Genomic DNA, 23,022 nt, shown 5'->3' on the forward strand with positions numbered 1-23,022 from the left:
GATGAAAAAATGGTTATACAGTGCAGCAGCAGTACCGTTCTTATTATTTGGCTGTGGGGACGAAAAGGAAGTTGAAACATTGGACACAGCGGAAGTGCCTGAATTCGTGGAAGTGGATATTCAAACGGCGGAAGAGCTGAATGTAGGAGAATCGGTTCAGCTGGCTGCACATGTTACACAAAATGCGGAAGCTGTGGATGATGCGAAGGAAGTAATGTTTGAAGTATGGGAGTCAGGTCTTCGGGATGATGGCGAAATGCTGGAAGGGAAGCTGACTGAAGACGGTGTATATATCGCTGAATATACGTTCGATCATGATGGAGTATATTATATGTTTGCACACACAACGGCGCGCGGTATGCATGTGATGCCAAAGAAAAAGCTCATTGTCGGCAATCCGGATATGAGCAAAGTGCTGGAAGATACAAGTTCGGATTCAATGGAACACGGTTCAGAACATGGTGAACATGAAGACGAAAAAAAAGATGAAGAACATGATCATTAATTGTTGCAAAATGAAAAGAACGGTGTATAATAATGACTGGATGACCGGATTGGTCTTCCGGTCACTTTTTGTTTTAGAAGAAATTATAAAAATCGCATTTGTTATGAGGAGGTGGATTTATGGACCGTCGACATGAAATTTTGCTTGCTGCAACAAAATCCTTTACGTTATTTGGCTATAAAGCGACAACGATTGAACAAGTCGCAAAAATCGCAAATGTTGGGAAAGGGACAATTTATACTTTTTTCACAAATAAAGAAGAGCTTTTTCAAGAAGTGGTATTTCATTTGATCAATGAAATGAAACACGAAACAGATCAATTAATCGACGCTAATGCAAGCTTTATGAAAAATGCCCATACAGCGTTGATGAAAATGCTGCAATTCCGCGAGCGCCATTTACTATTTGCCAAACTAATAGAAGAGGAAACAGCGCTGGGAACACCGGAAGTACAGCAAATGCTATTAAAAATCGAGTCGGAAATCATTTCATATGTTTCAAGGCGAATTCGCAACGGCATCGAAAAAGATGAGATTATTGACTGTAACGCTGAGCATGTAGCCTTTTTATTGTTTAAATCGTATTTAGCTTTTATTGTAGATTGGCAGTTGACGCATAATGAGCCACTCAACGAACAAGAAATTTTGACATTATTCAGCGAGACCATTTTCCGTGGTTTAGCAAAGAAAAAGTAATATTCACTTCCACGTGAAGTGGTTTCTTTTTTACAGTGAAATGACCAATTGACGTTTTCAGTCATATAGTTTTTAAGGAGGGAATTAGTGTGATAAAAGCAGAATGGCTTAAGATTTTTAAAACAAGAAAAATGCTTATTTCTGTCATTGCCGTTCTTTTTGTTCCTGTCATGTACAGCGGGATGTTTTTATGGGCGTTTTGGGATCCATATGCCAATTTGGAAAGCATGCCAGTTGCCATTGTCAATGAAGACAAAGGAGCTGTGATGGATGACGAAACGATGGAACTCGGCCAAACATTGGTCGACAAGCTTATAGATAGTGAGCAGTTCCAATTTGAAGAAGTGGACGCGAATGAAGCAGAGCAACAATTATTAGATCAAAAATATTATATTTTAATTAAAATTCCGGAAAATTTCTCGGAGCACGCAACAACATTATTGGATGATGCGCCACAAAAATTAGTAATTGATTATATTCCGAATGAAGGCTTCAACTTTTTAAGCGCACAAATCGGTGAAACAGCAATGGACCGTATTAAAGCGGAAGTGAACACACAAGTTTCGGCAACATATGCTGAAAAATTATTTGATTCCATCACACAGCTTGGTGACGGTTTTGTTGAGGCGGCGGATGGTGCCGGCAAATTAGATGAGGGCGCAAAAAAATTGGCGGATGGCGCGGATGAGCTAAAAGGCTATTTAGAGCAATTGGCATCAAGCTCTGTTGAACTTTCTGACGGAACCGGCACATTAACAGCCGGGGCGAAAAATGCTGCGGCAGGCGCAAATGAATTAGCGACAGGTGTAGCAAAAATTGCTGACGGAAGCAACCAATTGGCAGCAGGAGCAAAATCAGCTGCAGATGGCGCAAATACAATGCAGCAAGGCATTGAGAGCTATACAGATGGTGTAGCTCAAGTAGCCAATGGTCAAAAGGAAATTACATCAGGCCAAGCGAGCTTAGCTGAAAACTTGAAGTTGCTAACACAAGGTACGGCTAATATTGATGATAAAGTGAAAGCATTGGCAGATGGCTCAGCAAGTGTAGCAGGAGGAATGGATCAATTGGCGAGCCAATTAGAGGCAATCCTTCCAATGCTGCCAGAAGAAAACCAAGCAGCTTTAAAAACAGCGCTCGCACAGTTGCAGGCTGGCAGTAAAGAGGTAAGCGGTGGTTTAGGCCAGTTACATGAAGGCACAAATGGGTTAGACGATAAAATCGCGGCGATCAGTGAAGGCGCGAATAAATTAAATGCAGGACAACAACAAGTAAATGCAGGTGTTGCACAATTACAGCAAAATTCGGCACAGCTTGTTTCAGGAGCTAAATCATTAACAGAAGGCAACACAACAATTGCAGGAAAATTAAATGAATTGAGCAAAGGTGCATCGAGTGCGGCAACAGGTGCGAATTCATTAGCGCAAGGTTTGAACACATTAGTAGATGGTTCGAATAAGTTAAATGATGGCACAAGCTTATTAGCTGAAAAATCAGGTGAGTTGGCGCAAGGTTCAACAACTCTAGTGGATGGCACAAAAGAGTTAAAGGACGGTACGACAACATTATCTGAAAAGTTAACAGAAGCAAGTGACAAAGTAGATGTCAACCCAACTGAAGATACGTACAATATGGTCGGCTCACCAGTGGAAGTCGAAAAAGAATCTGTAAACCATGTACCAAACTACGGTACAGGTTTTGCACCATACTTCATTTCATTGGGGCTATTCGTTGGGGCATTATTAATTTCGATTGTGTTCCCATTTGTTGAACCAGCCATTCTCCCGAAAAACGGTGCAAGCTGGTTTGCAAGTAAAGTAACAGTATTAATCGGTGTCGGGTTAGTGCAATCCTTCATTACGATTGCCATTGTAGTTTGGGGCCTCGGTCTTGAGGTCAACAGCATGCCGCAATTTATTATTACAACGATTTTAACAAGCTTTACATTTTTAGCGATGGTTCAATTATTAGTATCGTTGTTCGGCGATCCAGGACGATTTATTGCCATCGTCGTATTAATACTTCAATTAACGACAAGCGCGGGGACATTCCCAATTGAGCTAGTGCCAGAGCAATTGCATTTCTTCAACAAGATTTTACCGATGACATTCTCTGTGCAAGGCTTTAAAGCAGCCATTTCAACTGGCGATACATCATTCCTGATGTTCAACTGGTCGATTTTAGGTGCAGTAATGTTCTCATGCTTGGCAATCACGTTCGGCTACTTTGCATTGCTTCATAAAAAACGCTATTCAAAACATCATACAGAAGCATAGAAAGAAAAAGCATGGATTCGAGTTTCCCTTGAATCCATGCTTTTTTAGTACAGAAAAAACCGCGAGCATTGAGCGGGCTCGCGGTTCATGTAAGCTATTATAGGTTCATCTATTTTCTAAGATGAAGGCTTTAAAATAGTGCGAATTAAACAGTGAATAAAGAATTAAAGAGAGTTACATTTATCACAATTGTTGCTGTAGCACTCGCTTTGTTCTTCAATTTTGTCACCGCATTGAACGCAAATTTTATCAGGCAGGTTCTTGAAAAATTCCACTACGTTTTCTAACATTGTGCATGCCTCCTTTAAATTTCTGTTATATTACTTCTGTTTATATATCGTATTGTATTATAACAGATTTAATTCGTCAACACAAAATGCCTAATTTAAGTTAAAATAAATATGGACAATTTGTGGAGGAGTGAAGACTCATGTATTTTATCGATAATAAAGGAATTACAGATCCGCGCATTAACCTGGCGATTGAAGAATATGTGCTAAAAAACATGGATATTGAAAAAGATGATTATTTGCTGTTTTATATTAATCAGCCATCAATCATCATCGGAAAAAACCAAAATACGATAGAAGAGATCAACACAGACTATGTAGAAGAAAACGGAATCATTGTTGTTCGTCGCTTATCCGGCGGAGGAGCGGTCTACCATGACTTGAACAATTTGAACTTCAGCTTTTTAACAAAGGATGACGGCAACAGCTTCAGCAACTATAAAAAATTCACGCAGCCTGTAGTGGACGCACTTGCAAAGCTTGGTGTAAATGCCGAGCTATCGGGCCGTAACGATATTTTGGCGGAAGGCAGAAAAGTATCAGGGAATGCGCAATATTCAACGCGCGGGCGCATGTTCAGCCATGGGACGCTTATGTTTAACCTGGATATTGATGCTGTCGTGAATTCGTTAAAGGTAAAACAGGACAAAATCGAGTCAAAAGGCATTAAGTCGGTACGCTCCCGTGTTGCGAACATCATTGATTTTCTACAGGAGAAAATTACAGTTGAACAGTTCCGTATGGAAATTTTAAAATCGATTTTCGGTGGCGAGGAAAACATCAAATATTACGAGCTGACAGAAGACGATTGGGAACAAATCCACAAAATTTCGGAAAGCCGTTATCAGCTATGGGAATGGAACTACGGCAAATCGCCGCGCTTTAATATTCAAAAAACAAAGCGCTTCCCATCAGGCAGTTTGGATATTCGTTTAGAAGTAAATAAAGGAGTTATCGAAGAGGCAACAATTTTCGGAGATTTCTTCGGTATAGGCGATGTGGAAGAAATAGCACAATTATTGATTGGAACGAAATATGATCGAGCGGCGATTGCGGAAAAGCTGAAAGAAATTGATATCCCTACTTATTTTGGCGGCATTACAGAGGAGGATTTCCTTCAATTGATTTATTAAGCGCCATGCAAAAAAACGTAAACAAAATTTGAATAATACAATGAGGGGGCTCCTATTTTCGAGTGCTCCCTTTTTTTGTTACAATGAAAGAAACGAAAAAGGATTTCGTTTTTTTCGCTGCACTGAAGATGGTTGTGTATTTGCACCCATATTAGAGGCAGTACTTAAACAGCATAATTTAAAATATTTAGATAAATTTTAAATAATTTTTTTGAAAAGGAGGTCATTCAGATGGAAAAGCATCGAATTTTCATCGTTGAGGATGATCCGAAAATCGCCTCTCTATTGGCGGACACATTAAGGAAATACCAATATGACGTTGAAACGATTAAAGACTTCGATTTATTAGTCGAACAATGTTTAGCGTTTTCGCCGCATATTATTTTATTGGATATTAATTTGCCTTCCTATGACGGGTACTATTGGTGCCGGAAGTTAAGGCAATATACGAAATGCCCTATATTATTCATTTCGGCTCGCTCGGGTGAGATGGATCAAATTTTTGCGTTGGAAAACGGCGGGGACGATTTTATTACGAAGCCGTTCAACTATGAAATTGTACTTGCCAAAATCCGCAGTCATTTACGTCGTACATATGGAGAATATTCCACAAGGCAAGAGGAACGAACAATTGTACAAGGACAGCTCACTTTATATTTGGAACGGATGGAACTTCAATTAAAAGAGCTAGTCGTCCCTTTGCAAAAGAAGGAATGCATCATTTTAGGGTTATTAATGGGCCAGGCACCGAAAGTGGTGTCCCGTGATCAGCTGCTTGAGGAATTATGGGATGACCAAGCATTTGTTGATGAAAACACATTGAATGTAAATATGACGCGCGTGCGGAAGAAGTTGGCGGATTACGGCATTACGTCCGTTATTGAAACAGTTCGCGGGGCGGGATACCGCTTTTTAATGAGCGCGGAGGAAATGTAATGGCGATAAAGTTATTTTTCAAGGAGCATCTTTCCTATGTCATTTTTCAAGTCGCTTTAACTTTATTTTTGCTTTCTTTATTTTGGCTGGACGGCTTCCGCAATACGAATACCGCCATTTATGCGATTGCTATTAGCATTCTTTTGATTATATCCTTTTTAGTCATCCGCTATATGTTAAGACGGCGATATTTGGCAAAAATTTTAGCGCTGCCTGTGACGATGGAAGATGCGCTTCAAAAAAATGCAAAAACGTCGGAATATGCAGTGACAGAACGCTATTTGAACGAGCTGTACAAACTTTATCAGCATGAAGTGCAAGCTTTGTATGCGACACAGTCAAGACAATATAAATTTATGAATCAGTGGGTGCACCAGATGAAAACGCCTGTTTCGGTATTGGAGCTACTGCTGCAGCAAGAAGATGAGCTCGATAAAAAAAGCGTGCAGGAAGAAGTTGAGCGTTTGAAGAGAGGGCTTGAGATGGTGTTGATGCATGCAAGGCTGGAAAACTTTGCGGACGATATGCAAATTGCGAAAGTATCGCTCAAATCTGTAGTGACAGCGACCGTCAATGACAATAAGCGCCTATTTATAACTAATCGCGTCTTCCCTGAAGTAAATATTGCGGATGATTTAATCGTCATGAGCGACTTGAAATGGCTTCATTTTTTAATTGAACAGTTTATTACAAATGCAGTGAAATATACATTTGATCCGAATAAAAAAATATATATAACGGCAGAACAAAAGGAACACCAAGTACGGTTGCTCATCCGGGACGAGGGGATCGGCATACCTAAATCCGACTTGTCCCGTGTTATGAAAGCGTTTTATACAGGAGAAAATGGCCGGAAAACAGGGGAATCCACTGGTATGGGGCTCTATATCGCAAAGGAAATATGCGATAAGCTCGGGCATCAGCTCGTTATTGAATCAGAAGTAGGTCAAGGCACACAAGTAGAAGTGATTTTTCAATCATAGGAGGCGCGCTATGCTGCATATCGGGGACTGGAAATTAGCGGTAGATGTAGAAAAAACGAAGATGGCATTTGAATTTAATAGTTATCGTTGTATGAGTAACGAATGTCGAAATTTTGTCGAAGCTTGTGAAAACCATTTAAAACCAGCTGTACTTGAATTTGCAGGGGAGCTTGGTATTGACTTGTCGAAGCCCAGTCATCTGGAAAGCCATCAAGTAAACGACAATACCGCTATTATGTATGCGGGTAAGTACCATATTATCGGTGAAATTGTTGAAGGGGAAATAGATGGATGGGATGTAATAGTAGGTGAACACTGTTTTTCGCTGACGGACGAAATGGAGCGGGTTCCCGTAGTCTTGGACGGGCCGACTATCGAAATTAGCTTCGAAGTTGTCCTGCCCTGGGTGATAGAAAGTAAGATATATGTCTAAAAGGAGTTACTATGTCTATTTTACAAATACAAGAAGTTACAAAAGTGTATGAGGGAAAAGTTACGAAGCGCGCGTTAAATCAGCTTAGTTTTGAAGTGGAGAAGGGAGAATTTGTTGCCATTATGGGTCCATCCGGCAGCGGAAAAACGACACTGCTGAATATGGTCTCAATGATAGATACGCCCACATCCGGCGAAATTATATTCAACGGAATGAAACCGCAAAAGCTGAATAGCGAGGAGCTTGCATACTTTCGTCGACGCCAGCTCGGATTTGTTTTTCAGGATTTCAATCTGCTTCCGACATTGACTGTGGAGGAAAATATTATATTGCCATTAACGCTTGATGAACAGCCAATCTCCATTATGGAAGAGCGCCTTCATGATTTAAGTGAATTACTTGATTTAGCACCGATTTTACTGAAGCGTCCAAATGAAATATCCGGCGGACAAGCGCAGCGCACTGCAATAGCACGGGCTTTAATTCATAGACCGATGCTTGTTTTGGCGGACGAGCCAACCGGAAATTTGGATTCGAATGCATCACGGGAAGTATTGGAGCTTTTAGGGAGAATGAATAAAGAAAATGATACGACCATTTTAATGGTGACACATGATCCGATTGCAGCTAGCTATTGTGACCGTGTTATTTTCATAAAAGACGGAGAGTTTTTCAATGAAATTTATAAAGATGATCGGCGACAAACATTTTTCCAGCGCATTTTAAATGTATTAAGCCTATTGGGGGGACATGTCGGTGACTTTTCTTCAATTCGCTTACCGTAACGTTTTCCGGAACTTCCGAAACTATGCTGCGTTTTTCATGGCCAGTTTTTTTAGCGTTTTTGTATTTTTCATCTATTCCATGCTCATGTTCCACCCTGAAATCGAAAGCGGATTTTTAGGCGAAGTATCGATTGCGGGTATGGTTATTGCTGAAATAATACTTGTATTGTTTTCCTGGTTTTTTATTTTTTACTCAATGCGCGCTTTTTTGGAGACACGCTCCAAAGAATTTGCAATCCTGCTTCAACTTGGGATGGACCGCAACCAGCTAGGGAAATTGATCATCATTGAAACGATGACAATTGGCTTGTTTTCCTGTATTTCGGGAATTGTTTTTGGCTATGCGTTTTCAAAGTTTTTCTTTATGATCGTCCGGGAAATTTTGAACTTGACTGCATTGCCTCTCTATTTATCATGGAAGCCATTTGTGCTTACATTATTTGTTTATTTAAGCGCATTTATCGTAATTTCTACTATTAGTATGATGTTCAGTCCCGATATTAAAATCCGCACGCTGATCCGCGGACCTAAATATGTCGATGTCGCAGATTCCTATTCGGAGCGGAGCGCTATTTTAGGCATCGTATTAATTTTATTTGGCTATAGCTTGGCACTCGTTACGACAAAATCATCCATTTTTACGTACACACTGCTCATCCCGATTTTAGTAACCTTTGGAACGTACTATTTTTTTACGGATACAACGCTTTATATTATTGACCGTTTGAAACATCGTAAATTATTTTACTGGAAACGTGCACGCATGCTGGCGATAGCAGAACAAGTGCAAATTTTGCGTGTGAATTCCCGGATGTTTTTCATCGTGACACTTGTATCGACACTCGCATTTTTGACAGTCGGCGTTTTGTCTGCAATGTCTTCCTACACATCCCAATATGACAAGCTCAATCCGATTGGCATCCTTTATAAAGGAGAAATCGATAACCCGCATGAAACCGAGCATATATTGTCGCTTATTGAAGAGCTAGAATTCAGCGGGATCAGCTACCATATGACCCGCTTTACAGTAGTGCGCCAAACATCCTCTTACACATCCAATCCAGTAGAGGTTTTTAGGGAAACGGATATTAATCACTTGCTGTTTTCCTATAAATATCCGCTCGTCAACTTAAAAAGCGGTGAGGCGATGTTCATCCCTTATTCGGAAGATTCGATTGATACATTGGAAGAAACGGTTGTCACAACAGTCCTGAAGGAAAATAATATCGACTTGACGATTAATAGCGTCTACCCGAAAATGTTTTTTCCGGCGGCAATAATAAGCAGCAATTCGATTATTATTAGCGATGAGGATTTTGAACAGTTAGTAAATGATTTTGAACAGGCACCTTATGTGGAGCCAGGCTATCACTTATTTACATTCGATATTCCAAACTGGACGGAAACGGAAAATATAGGTGTGGGGCTTCAGCAAATGGTTGCACATGATTATATTTTGAATAATGAATATACGCTGCCATTTTACTTTGAAAATGCAGGCTTAAATTATTCTTATATATTAGCTACGTATTCCTTGTTAACCCTAGTTGGTATATTAGTAGTAGCTGTATTTTTACTTGCATCCGGCAGTTTCGTTTATTTCAAAATTTATGCAAACTTGGATCGGGAAAAAAAACAGTTCGACATGTTAAAGAGAATTGGTTTAAGCGACAAAGAACTAAAGCGGCTTATTACGCGGAATTTAGTTATCCAATTTTTCTTGCCATGGGGATTAGCCTTTGTACATAGCGCTTTTGCGTTCTATGTGGTACAAACGGTATTAAAGGATGTTATGAATTTATCGATCGTAAAAGAAGTTGTCTTTTCATTTACACTCTTTGCGCTCATCCAAATTGTTTACTTTTTCTTAATTCGCTGGCGCTATATTTCACATATACGCGTATGAAAGGGATTAGAGAAAAAATGATTTTAATACAATATTTAAGGATAAACGAGAGATTTATATTGTTTTATTAATATACTTATTTTATAATGTTAATAAAGTGAATATTTTTTCATTTTACGCATAAAGGGGATGGGTGTATTGAATTTAGTTGAAAAGGTAAGACAACAAGCTTTCGAACAACCAGAAAAAACAGCGTACTACTTTTTAGGGAAAGGCACATCATATGGCGAATTGGAGCAATCGATTGCACGTTTCGCCGCTGCCTTGGAAGATTTGGGTGTACAAAAAGGCGATCATATCGCTTTTTTGCTTGGAAATACACCACATTTCATCATTAGTCTATATGCGTCTATGCGTATTGGCGCTGTCGCGATTCCGGTCAATCCGATTTATACAGCAGATGAAATTTCGTACATCATTAAAAATGGTGATGTAAAGGTTGTTATCGCACTTGATTTATTATTACCGCTTGTGGAAGCAGGGGTGCATAGATTCCCGCAAGTCGAACATTATATCATTTGCGAAACTGCACAGGATGTCGGCGAAAAGTATGCTGCACTTTCGGATGCGGCAAAAGAAAAATCAAAGCTGTTTTCACAAGTGCTTGCTACAGCGACACGCATGATTGATCCTGTAGAAGTCGCACCGGATGATACAGCTATAATTTTGTACACATCGGGTACGACAGGTCATCCAAAAGGCGCAATGCTGACACATAATAATTTATATTCCAATGCACGAGATATTGGCGACTATTTAAAAATGACGACAGAGGACCGCATTATTGCAACATTGCCTGTATTCCACGTATTTGCATTGACTGTAGTCGTAAATTCACCATTAACTCGCGGTGCGACAATTTTATTGGCGCCACGCTTTAGCCCAGGGGAAATTTTTGAGCTTGCCTCCACATATAAGGCCACTGTATTCGCTGGTGTGCCGACGATGTTTAATTTCCTGTATCAATATGGGGAAGGCGATGTTTCTGCATTCTCGACTATCCGTCTAGCCATTTCAGGCGGTGCTTCATTACCTGTATCATTACTACATAACTTTGAGCAAAAGTTCAATGTGCGGATTTCCGAGGGGTACGGTTTATCGGAAGCTTCACCTGTAACATGCTTCAACCCGATTGACCGCGAACGTAAACCAGGTTCGATTGGACAATCCATCGTCAATGTAGAAAATAAAATTGTCGATGAAAATGGTGAAGAAGTAGCTGCCGGGGAAGTGGGGGAATTGATCGTACGTGGACCGAACGTAATGAAGGGCTATTACAAAATGCCGGAAGAAACAGCTGTTGCCATTCGTGATGGCTGGTTATATACTGGCGATTTGGCGAGAAAAGATGAGGAAGAGTATTTTTACATCGTGGACCGCAAAAAAGATTTGATCATCGTTGGAGGATACAATGTATATCCTCGTGAGGTGGAGGAAGTATTGTTCTCGCATGAAGGTATTGTAGAAGCGGCGGTTGTTGGCTTCCCAGACCCTGATTTCGGGGAGGCAGTACATGCGTATGTAGTATTAAAAGATCCGTCTGTAACAGTGGCGGATATTCAGGCATACTGTGCTGAGCATATTGTGAAATACAAAGTGCCGTCCATCATCGAAATTTTAGATGAACTTCCGAAAAACACAACAGGCAAAATACTGCGCCGCTCATTAAAAGAAATCGCCAAAGCATAAACTTTCAAACACCTATTGCATTTGTAGTAGGTGTTTTTCTTTTGATTTTTACATGTACATGTAAATACTGCATTCAGGGAGGAGAATTTCCTTCAAATCATTAATTATATTTTGAAATTTCAAATAAAAAATGATAAAGTATTATTACGAAAATCGAAATAAATAAGAGGTGCTAATATGACAAACTATGTAACGAAAGAAAGCTTATTTAATATTCAATCAATCACAAACCCTGTGCTTGCGCCAAACGAGCAAGAAGCGGTATTTATCCGCACGCAAATTAATAAAAAGGAAAATAATTACAATGCGCATCTATTCCATATCGACCTTCCAACAGGCGAGCTGACGCAATGGACATTCGGCAATGAACGTGTTTCGAATCCAAAGTGGTCACCTAATGGAAAGCAAGTTGCATTTTTAGTGAAGCGCAATGAAAAACAGCAGCTATACATTTTGAATAGCCGCGGTGGGGAAGCTCAGGAACTGACGACACTTCCGAATGGCGTCAATTCTTTCTTATGGAGCCCTTGCGGCGGGAAAGTTTGGATTACGAGTACAGTGAAAAAGGGGTTAGACATTACTGAAGAAGAGGAAAAAGAAGACACAAAGTTTCCGAAAGCCTATGTAGTCGACAAAATGAAATATAAAGCAGACGGTGTTGGGCTATTGCCTCAGAACCGCTATTCCCAAATTGCTGAAGTCGATTTGGCGTCAAAAGAAGTGAAAGTCTTTACGGAAGGTGATTATTCTCACAGCCTGCAAGGGATTTCCCATGATGGAAAAACATTGGTTGTCGCTGTCAATCGTGCCGAAAATACGGATGATGTATTCCGCACACCACTTTATTTAGTAAATACTGAGACGAAGGAAGAAACGGTGCTAATCGATACAGACGGCCACTACGGTGATGCGGCATTTTCATTTGATGATCGTTATATCGCATTTGGCGGGTCGGACCATACATATAAAAACGCAACGCATGGCCATGTTTATATTTATGATGCAAACACAAAAACAACGCAAAAATTAACGGAGATGCTGGACGTACCTGTAGGGGATTATGCGGTTGCGGATATTCAGCAAGGCGTCTCGGCACCAGCGGTAATGTGGACGGAAAACAATGATTTGTATTTCCAAGTGTCTACTGAAGGTGATATTCGATTATATTATGCAACATTGGAAGGGGCGCTTTACCCGGCTTCACCTGAAAATGAGCATGTATATGGCTATGCGATTTTCAAAAATGGCAATCGTGCATTAATGACCGTATCGAATGCAACATTCCCCGGGGAGCTATTCGATTTTGATATTACGTCAGGCGAGCGCAAGCAATTAACAACATTCAACGAGAAGTTTTTAAAGGAAACGACACTGTCAGCACCTGAAGCGATCTCATATACAGCAAAGGATGGTATTACTGTGCATGGGTGGATTATGAAGCCTGCTCACTATGTGGAAGGCGAAAAATATCCATTTATTGTTGAAGTGCATGGCGGACCGCATACTTTATATGCGAATACATTTTTCCATGAGATGCAATTACTTGCGGCGAAAGGCTATGGCGTACTCTATGTGAATCCGCGGGGCAGTCATGGCTACAGCCAGGAATTCGTCGATGGGGTGCGCGGCAATTATGGTGACGGAGACTACGAGGATATTATGGCTGGTGTTGACTACGTATTGCAAAACTATAAATGGATTGATGAAACGCGACTAGGTATTACGGGAGGAAGCTACGGCGGGTTTATGACGAACTGGGTTGTCGGCCATACGAATCGTTTTAAAGCAGCAGTGACACAACGCTCGATCTCCAACTGGATCAGCTTTTACGGTGTATCGGATATCGGCTATTATTTCTCGGAATGGCAAATGCTTGCGGATATGAAGGACGTGGAAAAACTGTGGCATCATTCGCCGCTGAAATATGCGGAAAATGTGGAAACACCGCTCCTTATTTTGCACAGTGAACGCGATTTCCGTTGCCCGATTGAGCAGGCGGAGCAACTTTATATTACATTAAAACGAATGGGGAAAGAGGTTGATTTCGTACGCTTCCCGGAGTGTGACCATAATTTATCGCGTACAGGTATTCCAAGCCTAAGATTGGAACGACTTGAGCAGATTACCGGCTGGTTTGAAAAATATTTATAAGTTTAATATGACAATAGTAGAAATATGCTTAATTGGCGTATTCCTATTATTAAAGAGGGCTGTGCAAAAAGATTTCGCTTTTTGCGCAGCCTTTTTTTATCTTATGGCCGATTATTAAAAGAGTCGTTACACTTCCATCAATTTACTTCCCTTTAAACTGCGGGGGTCTCTTTTCTGCAAAGGCATTGAGCGCTTCTACGCGATCTTCTGTAGGTATCGTAAGTTCATATGCTTTTCGTTCGATTTGGAGGCCTGTTTGAATGTCTGTTTTCATCCCTTGCTTCACAGCGAATTTCGCTTGCTGGATGGCAATCGGCGCATTTTTTAAAATTAATGCCGCAAAGTCTGCTGTCACTTCATGCAAATTTTCAACAGGCGCTATTTTTGTGACAACGCCGTATTGAAGCGCTTCTGCGGCAGTCATTCGCTTCGCCGTCAAAATGAGCTCCAATGCTTTTGCTTCGCCGATTAAACGGGGCAATCGCTGTGTCCCTCCTGCGCCCGGAATGATGCCTAGACTTGTTTCGGTTAACCCGACAGTAATATTGTCGGCGGCAATGCGGAAGTCGCAAGCAAGCGCAAGCTCAAGTCCCCCGCCAAAAGCATAGCCGTTCAATACACAAATTGTCGGTTGCGGCAATTGCTCAATGAGTGTAAACACTTCGCCAAAACGATTTAAATTCCGCTTTACAAGTGTGTCAGGCAATGTTTTGCGTTCTTTCAAGTCGGCGCCAACAGAAAAAGCTTTTTCGCCAGCCCCTGTAATGACGACAAGACGAATGTCAGGATGGATTTGAATTGATTCCATTACATTGCGCAATTGCTCAAGCATTTCAAAATTAAAGGCATTTAGCATATCGGGACGGTTTAGTGTAACGTATGCAATAAAATCTTTTTGCTCATATTTTACAGTATTCACATTTACTGCCTCCTCAAATTTTGTTAATCTAGTTTCATAGTACAATGTAAGGAAATATAATGACAACTTTTTACACATATAGATCATTGCTAATTTAATAGAGAAATCTAGTCGCGTATTTAAAAGTGAAAATATACTAGTATTGGGGAAATTCAATGTGGAAGTATTTATTGGCAGACAACCTATATTTAATATCCAGGAAGAAATTGTTGCATACGAGTTGCTGTACCGAAATAATAACGTAAATAACTTTCCACAAGTTGATTCGGATACAGCTACGATTGATTTATTAATAAATTCCTTTCTTTCCATCGGCATTCAGGAAGTGACATACGGAAAGCCTTCATTTATTAATTTCACGGAAAATTTAATTATGCAAGGGGCGTTGGATTTTCTGGATCCCGGGCAAGTCGTCATTGAATTGCTGGAAAATATACCGATTACACAAGGGCTGATTGAACAGCTGAAAATATTGAAAAACAAAGGCTTCAAACTTGCACTCGATGATTTTGTCATGGATGAAAAAGTGCTGATTTATGATGAGCTTTTCTCTCAAATTGATTATATAAAAATTGATTTTTTGCTTACGACTGCAGCAGATCGGCTGGAAATCGAAAATAAAATTAAAGCCAGATTCCCTCATATAAAGCTTTTGGCCGAGAAAGTGGAGTCGCGCGAACAATATGAAATCGCAAAGCAGGCTGGTTATTCTTTATTTCAAGGATATTTTTTTGAAGAACCGCAAATATTAACAGCAACCGATATTCCGGCAAATTTGTTTCAATATTTCCAGATCATTTCGCTGCTGCAGGATGATGAGACGAATATTGATTTACTGGCAGAAAATATTGAACGGGAGATATCTTTATCCTATCGTCTTTTAAAATTGATCAATGATTCGACAAAGCGTACAAATACGAAAGTCCGCTCCATTAAACAAGCGATATTATTGATAGGGTTAATGGAGCTGCGGAAATGGGTTTACTTGCTGGCGATGCGTGAATCGGACGGGAGAAAAAACGACGATATTTTTAAAGAGTTGATGTATGCTTCCTTATTTAGGGCGAAAGTATGCGAAAAATGCGCGCGCCGCAATTATAAAGGCAATTTTTCGGAGTATTTTTTAGTCGGGCTGTTTTCATTGATCGATTCACTATTGAAGCGGCCGATGAACACAATCGTGTCACAATTGCCGTTATCGGAAAATATTTTGGAAACAATTACAGGGGAAAATACAGAGCTGACACCTTATTTGCAATTCAGCATCGCTTTAAACAAACTCGACTGGGGCAATATCACGCCACTAGCCGCCGAATTAAACATTCCGAATGACGAAATTTTGCTGATGTATAAGGAAGTGAGAATTTGGGTCGAAGAAGCGTTTATTATGAAATGAATGGTGGGATGAACGTATTTCTCCTTTAGTTTAATGAAGTTCTCATTTCGAAGAGGATTTGCTATAATTCAATGGAATTTGTAAAAGAAGCGAGGATTTATATGACGTATAGTACGCAAAATTCAGTGAAAAATAGCATTAAAGAATATGTATTTGTCATTATCGGCGCGGCAGTTATCGCGTTTGGCTTCAATGTGTTTTTATTTCCGAATCAGGTAGCATCCGGCGGTGTAAGCGGAATTAGTACAATTTTGCACGGCATGTTCGGATGGAATGCAGGGATTGTGCAGTATGCATTCAATATTCCGCTATTTATTGCAGGTGTCCTCGTATTAGGAAAGAAATTCGGCATTAAATCATTCGTCGGGACTGTAGCTTTACCATTTTTCGTAATTATAACGGAGCGCTGGGACCCGTGGACTTTGAATCCATTACTAGGAGCAATTTTTGGGGGCATCGTTGTCGGCTTAGGAATCGGGCTCGTATTTAAAGGCAATGCTTCCACGGGCGGCACGGACTTGCTTGCCCAAATCATTACGAAATTTACAGGTTTAACTTTAGGGACAAGCGTGCTGTTGATTGATGGGGTAATCGCGGTAAGTGCAGCACTTGTTTTCGATTTGGAAAAAGGTCTCTACGCGTTAATAGGTCTTTATGTTACGACAAAGACGATCGATATTGTGCAGCTTGGTTTTAGTCAATCGAAAATGGTCTACATTATCACGAAAAAGGAAATGGAAGTGCGCGATGCCATTTATAAAGAGATTAATCGCGGTGTTACGAAGCTTTCCGCATTTGGCGGCTATACGGGCGAGGAACGCCCTGTATTAATGGTTGTCGTCTATCAAACAGAGTTCACAAAGCTGAAACAAGTGCTTAAAACAGTGGACCCTCAAGCATTTGTCATTGTTTCGGATGCATATGAGGTGCTTGGCGAAGGTTTCAAAAAGGTATAAGTTTGTTATAATCGATAGTGCAATATAAGTTCATTTTTGGAGGGTTCAGAATGAAAAAAGGCTTACTGACATTAGTGTTCGGCTCTGCTATCGTTTTGGCGGCATGTGGCGGAGGAGATTCTAAATCATCGAATGGAGAGAAAGAAGAATTAAGCGGCGAGAAGCTTGTACAGCGCTCTTGTGTAACATGCCATGGCGGTCAGCTTCAAGGGGCAAGTGCTCCGGCATTAAATGAATTAGGGGCGAAATATTCAGAGGACGAAATATTGGATATTATTTTAAATGGTAAAGACCGTATGCCTCCTGGTTTACTAAAAGGTCAAGAAGCGGAAGCGGCAGCCGAATATTTGGCAGGATTAAAATAATGAAACAAATAAACGATGGGGCGATAATTGCCTCATCGTTTTTAATTTTTTTAAAGGGGGTGCAAATATTACTGAAAGAATTACTAAAGCCGAATTTCAGCGCAATTATATTAAGGCATAAATGATATTCAAAAAATTAAGCTCGTTTTATATAGGAATTGGAATAGTCATGATAAAATACAGGATAGATGCAAGAAGATGGGAGCGTACCAAATTTATGATTCAAGTAATTACGAAAGATGTTATGGAAAAGTTTAATTTGGAGCTGGCTAGTGGAGAGGAAGGAATTGGACGTTATATAACGACGAGCGATATTTCACGCCCTGGGTTGGAAATGGCGGGCTATTTTACACACTACCCTGCAAATCGTGTCCAGCTTTTAGGGAAAACGGAGCTGTCCTTTTTTGAAATGCTACCTAAAGAGGAGAAAAGAAGTCGCATGAAGCAATTATGCTCCGACGAAACACCTGTCATCATTATTTCGCGCGATTTAGCGGTTCCGCAAGAGCTTATTGATGCATCAAACGAAAATCATGTGCCTGTGCTCATCACAAAACAAACGACGACACGATTTTCAAGCCGTTTGACCAACTTTTTGGAAAGCAAGCTTGCACCGACAACGGCAATGCATGGCGTCCTTGTGGATGTTTACGGAATTGGCGTGTTAATAATGGGCAAAAGCGGTGTAGGTAAAAGCGAGACTGCTCTTGAGCTTGTAAAAAAGGGGCATCGTTTAGTGGCGGATGACAGCGTGGAAATTCGTCAGGAAGGCGAAAATATACTTGTTGGCAGCCCTCCGCCTTTATTGGAGCATTTACTTGAAATCAGAGGGATCGGTATCATTGATATAATGACGCTTTTTGGCGCGAGTGCAGTGCGTCCTTACAAACGCATTACATTAATCGTCGAGCTTGAAACATGGGACCCGGAAAAGTTTTATGATCGCCTCGGATTAGATGAGGAAAAGATGAAAATTATTGATACCGAAGTAACAAAGCTTACGATCCCTGTTCAGCCAGGGCGAAATGTCTCGGTCATTATTGAAGTGGCGGCTATGAATTACCGTCTGAAAAAAATGGGCGTGAATGCAGCAGAGGAATTTTCGCGTCGTCTGGACGATATGCTTGTCGTAAATGATGAAATGGATGATTATTAATGCAATGAAGAAATATAAATGGTTTAGGTAGTTGAAGGGAGAACTTTATGACAACAAATTTATTAGCGATTAATCCTGTCGCGTTTCATCTAGGGCCAATCCCAGTGAACTGGTACGGAATAATTATCGGAGTAGGCATCGTCCTTGCTTATTTTTTGGCACAGCGGGAGTCGGTGCGCCGCGGATTTGATCCGGAATTTATGGCAGACTTGCTTATATGGGCAATACCGATTTCGATCTTATCAGCCCGTATCTATTATGTTGCAATGAAATGGGATTATTACAGCCAAAACCCAGGTCGCATCATCGAAATTTGGAATGGCGGTATAGCGATTCATGGTGCTTTAATCGGAGCATTTATTACCGCTTATATTTTCACTAGAAAGCGCAAAGTAAGCTTTCTGCGTTTAGCTGATATTGCTGCGCCAAGTATTTTAGTTGGCCAGATTATAGGTCGCTGGGGCAACTTCATGAATCAGGAAGCTTATGGCGGCCCTGTAACACGCGAGTTTTTGGAAGGTTTGTATTTGCCGAACTGGATTATCGAGCAAATGTATATTAAAGAAGAAGCTACATATGTACACCCGACTTTTTTATATGAATCATTATGGAATGTTGTTGGCTTGGCCATTTTGCTGTTTGCACGTAAATGGAATTGGCGCCGCGGGGAAATGTTTTTCTTCTATTTAATTTGGTATTCATTCGGACGCTTTTTCATCGAAGGAATGCGTACAGACAGCTTGTACTTAGTAGGAGATTTACGATCAGCCCAAATCGTCTCCATTATCGGAATTGCGGCGGGTATTATTGCTATCGTTTATCGTCGAATTAGTGTGAAGCCTGCTGTCCATTATTTAGATGGAGAAAAGCCGGCTGCTGATAATAAGAAGAAAAGTAAGAAAAAGAACTAATACTAACACCGTTTGCATGTTTGCGAGCGGTTTTTTAAAAGGAAGAGGTTATTTTTCATGAAAACTACAGCATTATTATTTGATTTTGATGGCACGTTATTAAATACGAATGAACTGATTGTGCAAACATTTATGTATATTTTTGACGAAAAATTTCCCGGGCAATATTCGACAGAAGACTGTTTAAAATTCCTCGGCCCGTCTTTAAAGCAAACTTTTGACGAATTAACCCCTGGCGAAACCGAAATAATGATGGCTAAATATAGAGAATGGAATGCAACTCACCATGATGAACTAGTGACAGGCTATGATGCGGTCGTGGAAACGTTGGAGGAGCTCCGTGCATTAGGGATGAAGATGGCGATTGTTTCCACGAAGAGCAGTGAAGGATTGGCACGCGGCATGAAAGTGCTGCAAGCAGAGCATTTATTTGATGCCATTGTCGGGTTGGATGATGTCGAGCATGTGAAGCCGCATCCGGAGCCGATTTTATTGGCGCTGCAAAAGCTTGGGGTCGATAAAGAGGAAGCGATTATGATAGGGGATAATTCGCATGATATAGAAGGCGGAAAAAATGCAGGTGTTCGAACAGCGGGGGTTGCTTGGTCTGCGAAAGGTGTCGACTATTTAATGTCATACGAACCGACATATATGCTGCATCATATGCGTGATTTACTGAAAATTGTGAAAGGGGAATCTTCATGAGAAGGACTGAACGCTATCGGGTGCAAAATGCCAATTCATTATGGAATGTATATAAAACTGTTTCGTTTTGGAAAGTGATGAAATGTTTTATCTTCATTCAAATTGGTCGCATTACACCATTTATGTCTTGGAAAAATTGGCTGTACCGCACTTTTTTAAAAATGGAAATAGGTAAACAAACGTCCCTTGCATTAATGGTCATGCCGGATTCAATGTTCCCGGAGCGCATTTCGGTTGGCGACAATACGATCATCGGTTTTAACACAACGATATTGGCGCATGAATACTTAATTGAGGAATATCGGTTAGGCGATGTCCAAATAGGCAGTAATGTCATGGTCGGCGCAAACTCCACGATTTTGCCGGGAGTGAAAATCGGCGACGGCGCAATTGTATCAGCTGCCACATTAGTCCATAAAGATGTCCCCGCAGGAGCGATGGCGGGTGGCAACCCAATGCGCATTATTTTTACTGCCGAAGAAATGGAAGAGCGAAAAAAGAATGATCAGCCAGTGTGGCATAATTGAATTTCCGTTTGTTAAGGCGCCTTGCGATTGCAGGGCGCCTTTATTGGATTAAAAACGATTTTAAGAAGAGCAAAGAATTGCAGGCGAAGTATTGGATAAGATTACGGCGTTTGTGTTGTATAGGCTACAGTTATATTTATATGTAAAGCGGCTTATATAATTTATCTCTTCGGCACTGTTCTGCTTATTCAAGCAAATGGACCAATAAGCTAACCTTAGCGGCTTCTAAAAATCCCTTTATCACTAAAAGCTAGATTACTGCTTTAGTTTATACGTATTAACGTAATTCCCCCTCTTTACAAACCAACCTGAACTAAACAAGCCTAAATAAGGTATAATTAAAAATCAGAATATTTAATTATATACGAATATTTCAAGAACCGATTGACTGTTAAGCAAAGTAACAGTAAAATACTTTCATACACTAGTGATTCATCACTCTAATATGATGAAGTTAAATTACGGAAACGGAAATAATAATCTATTCAAAAAGTTTAGGATGTGTCAAAATGTCATCGATAAAAATGTTTGAAAAACCGCTTGGGATGCGTGATACATTTCCCGAAATTTACGAGAAACTCGAATTGATCCGCTCAACAGGACGAGAATTGCTCCGTGCGCGCGGCTATGAGTTTATTAAAACACCATCTGTTGAATATTACGATACTGTCGGCAAAGCGTCCGCGATTTCAGATGCGAGACTTTTTAAACTTGTCGATAGCCAGGGAAATACACTTGTGCTAAGACCGGACATGACGACACCGATTGCACGTGTTGCTACGGCAAAATTATTAAAAGAGAAAATCCCGCAGCGGTTGGCGTATTTTGCCAACGTGTTTCGCGCACAGCAACGCGAAGGCGGGCGCCCGGCGGAATTTGATCAAATGGGTATCGAACTGATCGGCGATAATTCCGTATTTGCAGATGCGGAAGTTATTATGACCGCCATCGATTTAGTGAAAGCGTACCATATTTCCGATTTTAAAGTGACGATCGGACATGCAGGTGTTTTGAGCTGTATTTTAAAGGACTATACAGAGAGTGAAGCTCAAGCCTCACATATAAATGAATTGCTTGTTCAGCGAAATTTTGTCGGATTTGAAGAAGCGGTATTGACATTTGACTTGCCGAAGACAAAATCGGATGCACTGTTATCGTATATCGAGGAAGCAATTAGCCTTCCTTCCATTGAAGCAATTGAAAAATATGTACGCAAAAATGATGCATTGGAATATATGCGGAGCTTAGCGGAAATTTTGGATGTGGCAGGGTATGGGAAGTACATAGCGTTTGACTTTACATTATCAAGCCATATGAGCTATTACACAGGAATGCTTTTTGAAGTATTCGCGTCAGGGAGCGGCTTCCCGCTAGGAAATGGCGGACGCTATGATGGATTGCTGCAGCATTTCGGGTCACAGGTTGGGGCGACCGGCTTTGGTTTACGGGTAGATCGCGTATTTGAAGCAATGCCGAAAATTGAAATTGCAAATGATGAAGTGCTCGTGCTTTTTGCGGCAGACCGGTTCTCGGATGCTCTGGCACAAGTGCAATTTTTACGCGAGCAAGGAAAACAAGTGACATTCCAATCATATGAAGGAATCGGGAATATCGAGGCATTAAAGGCGCAATTCAAAGTAGTCCAAGAATTCAACAGCAGGGGGGCAAGAGCATGACACAGCTAACAATCGCAATGCCAAAAGGGCGTATTTTTGATGAGGCATATGAAATGCTGCTTGAGGCAGGCTTCAACCTCCCTGAAGAAATGGAAATGTCGCGTAAATTAATGATAGATATTCCCGAAGAGAAAATCAGCTTCATTTTAGCCAAGCCGATGGATGTACCTGTATATGTCGAACATGGAGTAGCGGATATCGGCATAGCAGGAAAAGATGTATTGCTCGAACAGCGCCGCACTGTACATGAGCTGCTCGATTTGAAAATCAGTGAATGCTATATCGCATCGGCAGGTTTGCCAAATACGACGATGAATGAAATCGCGCCGCGAATCGCGACAAAATATCCGAATATTGCACTGAAATATTATAAAGGGATTGGCGAGCAAGTGGAAATTATCGAATTGAATGGTTCGATTGAACTCGCACCGATGATTGGTTTAGCAGACCGCATCGTCGATATTGTTTCGACGGGTCGGACATTAAAGGAAAATGGCTTGATCGAGTATGAGCATATTGCCGAAGTATCGTCACGCTTAATCGCCAATCCTGTAAGCTACCGTATGAAAAGCGACCGTATTCAAGATTTAGTGGCACGGTTAAAAAAATGTGTGAAATAAGAGGGGCAT

Annotated in this window: 22 protein-coding genes; 20 read left to right on the plus strand and 2 right to left on the minus strand. The window is 40.7% G+C overall.

Annotated features, from left to right (window positions below; genetic code table 11):
* The first annotated feature begins 1 nt into the window (after position 1).
* From ACTHOQ_RS08605 to ACTHOQ_RS08615, 3 genes are all read left to right on the plus strand, one after another.
* Positions 2 to 505: a FixH family protein gene (locus ACTHOQ_RS08605; RefSeq protein ID WP_440495504.1), complete on the plus strand. Its 504-nt coding sequence runs from the start codon at positions 2 to 4 to the stop codon at positions 503 to 505.
* A 119-nt stretch (positions 506 to 624) separates the two neighbouring features.
* Complete coding sequence (locus ACTHOQ_RS08610) at positions 625 to 1,200, plus strand: TetR/AcrR family transcriptional regulator (protein ID WP_440495505.1); 576 nt, start codon at positions 625 to 627, stop codon at positions 1,198 to 1,200.
* Positions 1,201 to 1,289: 89 nt separating this feature from the next.
* A complete protein-coding gene (locus tag ACTHOQ_RS08615; RefSeq protein WP_440495506.1) occupies positions 1,290 to 3,476 on the plus strand; it encodes a YhgE/Pip family protein in 2,187 nt (728 codons plus the stop codon).
* Positions 3,477 to 3,640: 164 nt separating this feature from the next.
* On the opposite strand, the gene yhfH is transcribed toward ACTHOQ_RS08615, so the two are convergent.
* Positions 3,641 to 3,766 carry a protein YhfH gene (gene yhfH / locus ACTHOQ_RS08620; RefSeq protein ID WP_008406441.1) on the minus strand — a complete coding sequence of 42 codons (126 nt, stop codon included), beginning with the start codon at positions 3,764 to 3,766 and terminating at the stop codon, positions 3,641 to 3,643.
* 140 nt (positions 3,767 to 3,906) lie between these two features.
* On the opposite strand from yhfH, the gene lplA reads away from it, so the two are divergent.
* The 8 genes from lplA (at position 3,907) to ACTHOQ_RS08660 (ending at position 13,782) form a co-directional block, all read left to right on the plus strand.
* Entirely contained in the window at positions 3,907 to 4,899 is a 993-nt protein-coding gene (gene lplA / locus ACTHOQ_RS08625) for a lipoate--protein ligase (RefSeq protein ID WP_440495508.1), read from the plus strand.
* A 231-nt stretch (positions 4,900 to 5,130) separates the two neighbouring features.
* Positions 5,131 to 5,835, plus strand: coding sequence for a response regulator transcription factor (locus ACTHOQ_RS08630; protein WP_440495510.1), 705 nt, complete (start codon positions 5,131 to 5,133; stop codon positions 5,833 to 5,835).
* Positions 5,835 to 6,818, plus strand: coding sequence for a sensor histidine kinase (locus ACTHOQ_RS08635; protein WP_440495511.1), 984 nt, complete (start codon positions 5,835 to 5,837; stop codon positions 6,816 to 6,818). Before ACTHOQ_RS08630 ends, ACTHOQ_RS08635 begins: the two co-directional genes overlap by 1 nt.
* A gap of 10 nt (positions 6,819 to 6,828) precedes the next feature.
* Positions 6,829 to 7,251 carry a hypothetical protein gene (locus ACTHOQ_RS08640; protein ID WP_440495513.1) on the plus strand — a complete coding sequence of 141 codons (423 nt, stop codon included), beginning with the start codon at positions 6,829 to 6,831 and terminating at the stop codon, positions 7,249 to 7,251.
* Between the two features lie 11 nt (positions 7,252 to 7,262).
* On the plus strand, positions 7,263 to 8,036 hold the full coding sequence (locus ACTHOQ_RS08645; protein ID WP_440495514.1) for an ABC transporter ATP-binding protein: 774 nt from the start codon (positions 7,263 to 7,265) through the stop codon (positions 8,034 to 8,036).
* A complete protein-coding gene (locus ACTHOQ_RS08650) occupies positions 8,008 to 9,942 on the plus strand; it encodes an FtsX-like permease family protein (protein ID WP_440495515.1) in 1,935 nt (644 codons plus the stop codon). Before ACTHOQ_RS08645 ends, ACTHOQ_RS08650 begins: the two co-directional genes overlap by 29 nt.
* 138 nt (positions 9,943 to 10,080) lie before the next feature.
* Positions 10,081 to 11,631, plus strand: coding sequence for a fatty acid--CoA ligase family protein (locus ACTHOQ_RS08655; RefSeq protein ID WP_440495516.1), 1,551 nt, complete (start codon positions 10,081 to 10,083; stop codon positions 11,629 to 11,631).
* 177 nt (positions 11,632 to 11,808) lie between these two features.
* Positions 11,809 to 13,782, plus strand: coding sequence for a S9 family peptidase (locus ACTHOQ_RS08660; protein WP_440495517.1), 1,974 nt, complete (start codon positions 11,809 to 11,811; stop codon positions 13,780 to 13,782).
* Positions 13,783 to 13,924: 142 nt separating this feature from the next.
* Here ACTHOQ_RS08660 and ACTHOQ_RS08665 read toward each other — a convergent pair whose 3' ends face one another.
* Entirely contained in the window at positions 13,925 to 14,701 is a 777-nt protein-coding gene (locus ACTHOQ_RS08665) for an enoyl-CoA hydratase-related protein (protein WP_440495518.1), read from the minus strand.
* A 157-nt stretch (positions 14,702 to 14,858) separates the two neighbouring features.
* Between ACTHOQ_RS08665 and ACTHOQ_RS08670 the strand changes: the two genes are divergently transcribed.
* From ACTHOQ_RS08670 to hisG, 9 genes are all read left to right on the plus strand, one after another.
* Positions 14,859 to 16,097, plus strand: coding sequence for an EAL and HDOD domain-containing protein (locus tag ACTHOQ_RS08670; RefSeq protein WP_440495519.1), 1,239 nt, complete (start codon positions 14,859 to 14,861; stop codon positions 16,095 to 16,097).
* Positions 16,098 to 16,198: 101 nt separating this feature from the next.
* On the plus strand, positions 16,199 to 17,053 hold the full coding sequence (locus tag ACTHOQ_RS08675) for a YitT family protein (RefSeq protein WP_440495521.1): 855 nt from the start codon (positions 16,199 to 16,201) through the stop codon (positions 17,051 to 17,053).
* A 50-nt stretch (positions 17,054 to 17,103) separates the two neighbouring features.
* On the plus strand, positions 17,104 to 17,418 hold the full coding sequence (gene cccB / locus ACTHOQ_RS08680; protein WP_440495522.1) for a cytochrome c551: 315 nt from the start codon (positions 17,104 to 17,106) through the stop codon (positions 17,416 to 17,418).
* 217 nt (positions 17,419 to 17,635) lie between these two features.
* Positions 17,636 to 18,574 (plus strand): HPr(Ser) kinase/phosphatase, encoded by a 939-nt coding sequence (gene hprK / locus ACTHOQ_RS08685; RefSeq protein WP_440495523.1) that lies wholly within the window; start codon positions 17,636 to 17,638, stop codon positions 18,572 to 18,574.
* 47 nt (positions 18,575 to 18,621) lie between these two features.
* Positions 18,622 to 19,485, plus strand: a complete 864-nt coding sequence (gene lgt, locus ACTHOQ_RS08690) for a prolipoprotein diacylglyceryl transferase (protein WP_440495524.1) — start codon at positions 18,622 to 18,624, stop codon at positions 19,483 to 19,485.
* Positions 19,486 to 19,542: 57 nt separating this feature from the next.
* A complete protein-coding gene (gene ppaX, locus ACTHOQ_RS08695; RefSeq protein WP_440495526.1) occupies positions 19,543 to 20,190 on the plus strand; it encodes a pyrophosphatase PpaX in 648 nt (215 codons plus the stop codon).
* Entirely contained in the window at positions 20,187 to 20,717 is a 531-nt protein-coding gene (locus ACTHOQ_RS08700; protein ID WP_440495527.1) for an acyltransferase, read from the plus strand. Before ppaX ends, ACTHOQ_RS08700 begins: the two co-directional genes overlap by 4 nt.
* Positions 20,718 to 21,226: 509 nt before the next feature.
* Positions 21,227 to 22,393, plus strand: coding sequence for an ATP phosphoribosyltransferase regulatory subunit (locus tag ACTHOQ_RS08705; protein WP_440495529.1), 1,167 nt, complete (start codon positions 21,227 to 21,229; stop codon positions 22,391 to 22,393).
* A complete protein-coding gene (hisG, locus tag ACTHOQ_RS08710; RefSeq protein WP_440495531.1) occupies positions 22,390 to 23,013 on the plus strand; it encodes an ATP phosphoribosyltransferase in 624 nt (207 codons plus the stop codon). The genes ACTHOQ_RS08705 and hisG overlap by 4 nt, the downstream gene beginning before the upstream one ends.
* Positions 23,014 to 23,022 lie beyond the last annotated feature (9 nt).

Origin of the sequence: Solibacillus silvestris, from assembly GCF_051967575.1 — a bacterium.
In the GTDB taxonomy this organism is placed as follows: Bacteria; Bacillota; Bacilli; order Bacillales_A; family Planococcaceae; genus Solibacillus; species Solibacillus silvestris_B.

Coding starts and splice junctions, on each gene's coding strand:
- ACTHOQ_RS08605 (WP_440495504.1), top strand. CDS start 2: ATGAAAAAATGGTTATACAGTGCAGCAGCAGTACCGTTCTTATTATTT.
- ACTHOQ_RS08610 (WP_440495505.1), top strand. CDS start 625: ATGGACCGTCGACATGAAATTTTGCTTGCTGCAACAAAATCCTTTACG.
- yhfH (WP_008406441.1), bottom strand. CDS start 3,766: ATGTTAGAAAACGTAGTGGAATTTTTCAAGAACCTGCCTGATAAAATT.
- lplA (WP_440495508.1), top strand. CDS start 3,907: ATGTATTTTATCGATAATAAAGGAATTACAGATCCGCGCATTAACCTG.
- ACTHOQ_RS08630 (WP_440495510.1), top strand. CDS start 5,131: ATGGAAAAGCATCGAATTTTCATCGTTGAGGATGATCCGAAAATCGCC.
- ACTHOQ_RS08635 (WP_440495511.1), top strand. CDS start 5,835: ATGGCGATAAAGTTATTTTTCAAGGAGCATCTTTCCTATGTCATTTTT.
- ACTHOQ_RS08640 (WP_440495513.1), top strand. CDS start 6,829: ATGCTGCATATCGGGGACTGGAAATTAGCGGTAGATGTAGAAAAAACG.
- ACTHOQ_RS08645 (WP_440495514.1), top strand. CDS start 7,263: ATGTCTATTTTACAAATACAAGAAGTTACAAAAGTGTATGAGGGAAAA.
- ACTHOQ_RS08660 (WP_440495517.1), top strand. CDS start 11,809: ATGACAAACTATGTAACGAAAGAAAGCTTATTTAATATTCAATCAATC.
- ACTHOQ_RS08675 (WP_440495521.1), top strand. CDS start 16,199: ATGACGTATAGTACGCAAAATTCAGTGAAAAATAGCATTAAAGAATAT.
- cccB (WP_440495522.1), top strand. CDS start 17,104: ATGAAAAAAGGCTTACTGACATTAGTGTTCGGCTCTGCTATCGTTTTG.
- hprK (WP_440495523.1), top strand. CDS start 17,636: ATGATTCAAGTAATTACGAAAGATGTTATGGAAAAGTTTAATTTGGAG.
- lgt (WP_440495524.1), top strand. CDS start 18,622: ATGACAACAAATTTATTAGCGATTAATCCTGTCGCGTTTCATCTAGGG.
- ppaX (WP_440495526.1), top strand. CDS start 19,543: ATGAAAACTACAGCATTATTATTTGATTTTGATGGCACGTTATTAAAT.
- ACTHOQ_RS08700 (WP_440495527.1), top strand. CDS start 20,187: ATGAGAAGGACTGAACGCTATCGGGTGCAAAATGCCAATTCATTATGG.
- ACTHOQ_RS08705 (WP_440495529.1), top strand. CDS start 21,227: ATGTCATCGATAAAAATGTTTGAAAAACCGCTTGGGATGCGTGATACA.
- hisG (WP_440495531.1), top strand. CDS start 22,390: ATGACACAGCTAACAATCGCAATGCCAAAAGGGCGTATTTTTGATGAG.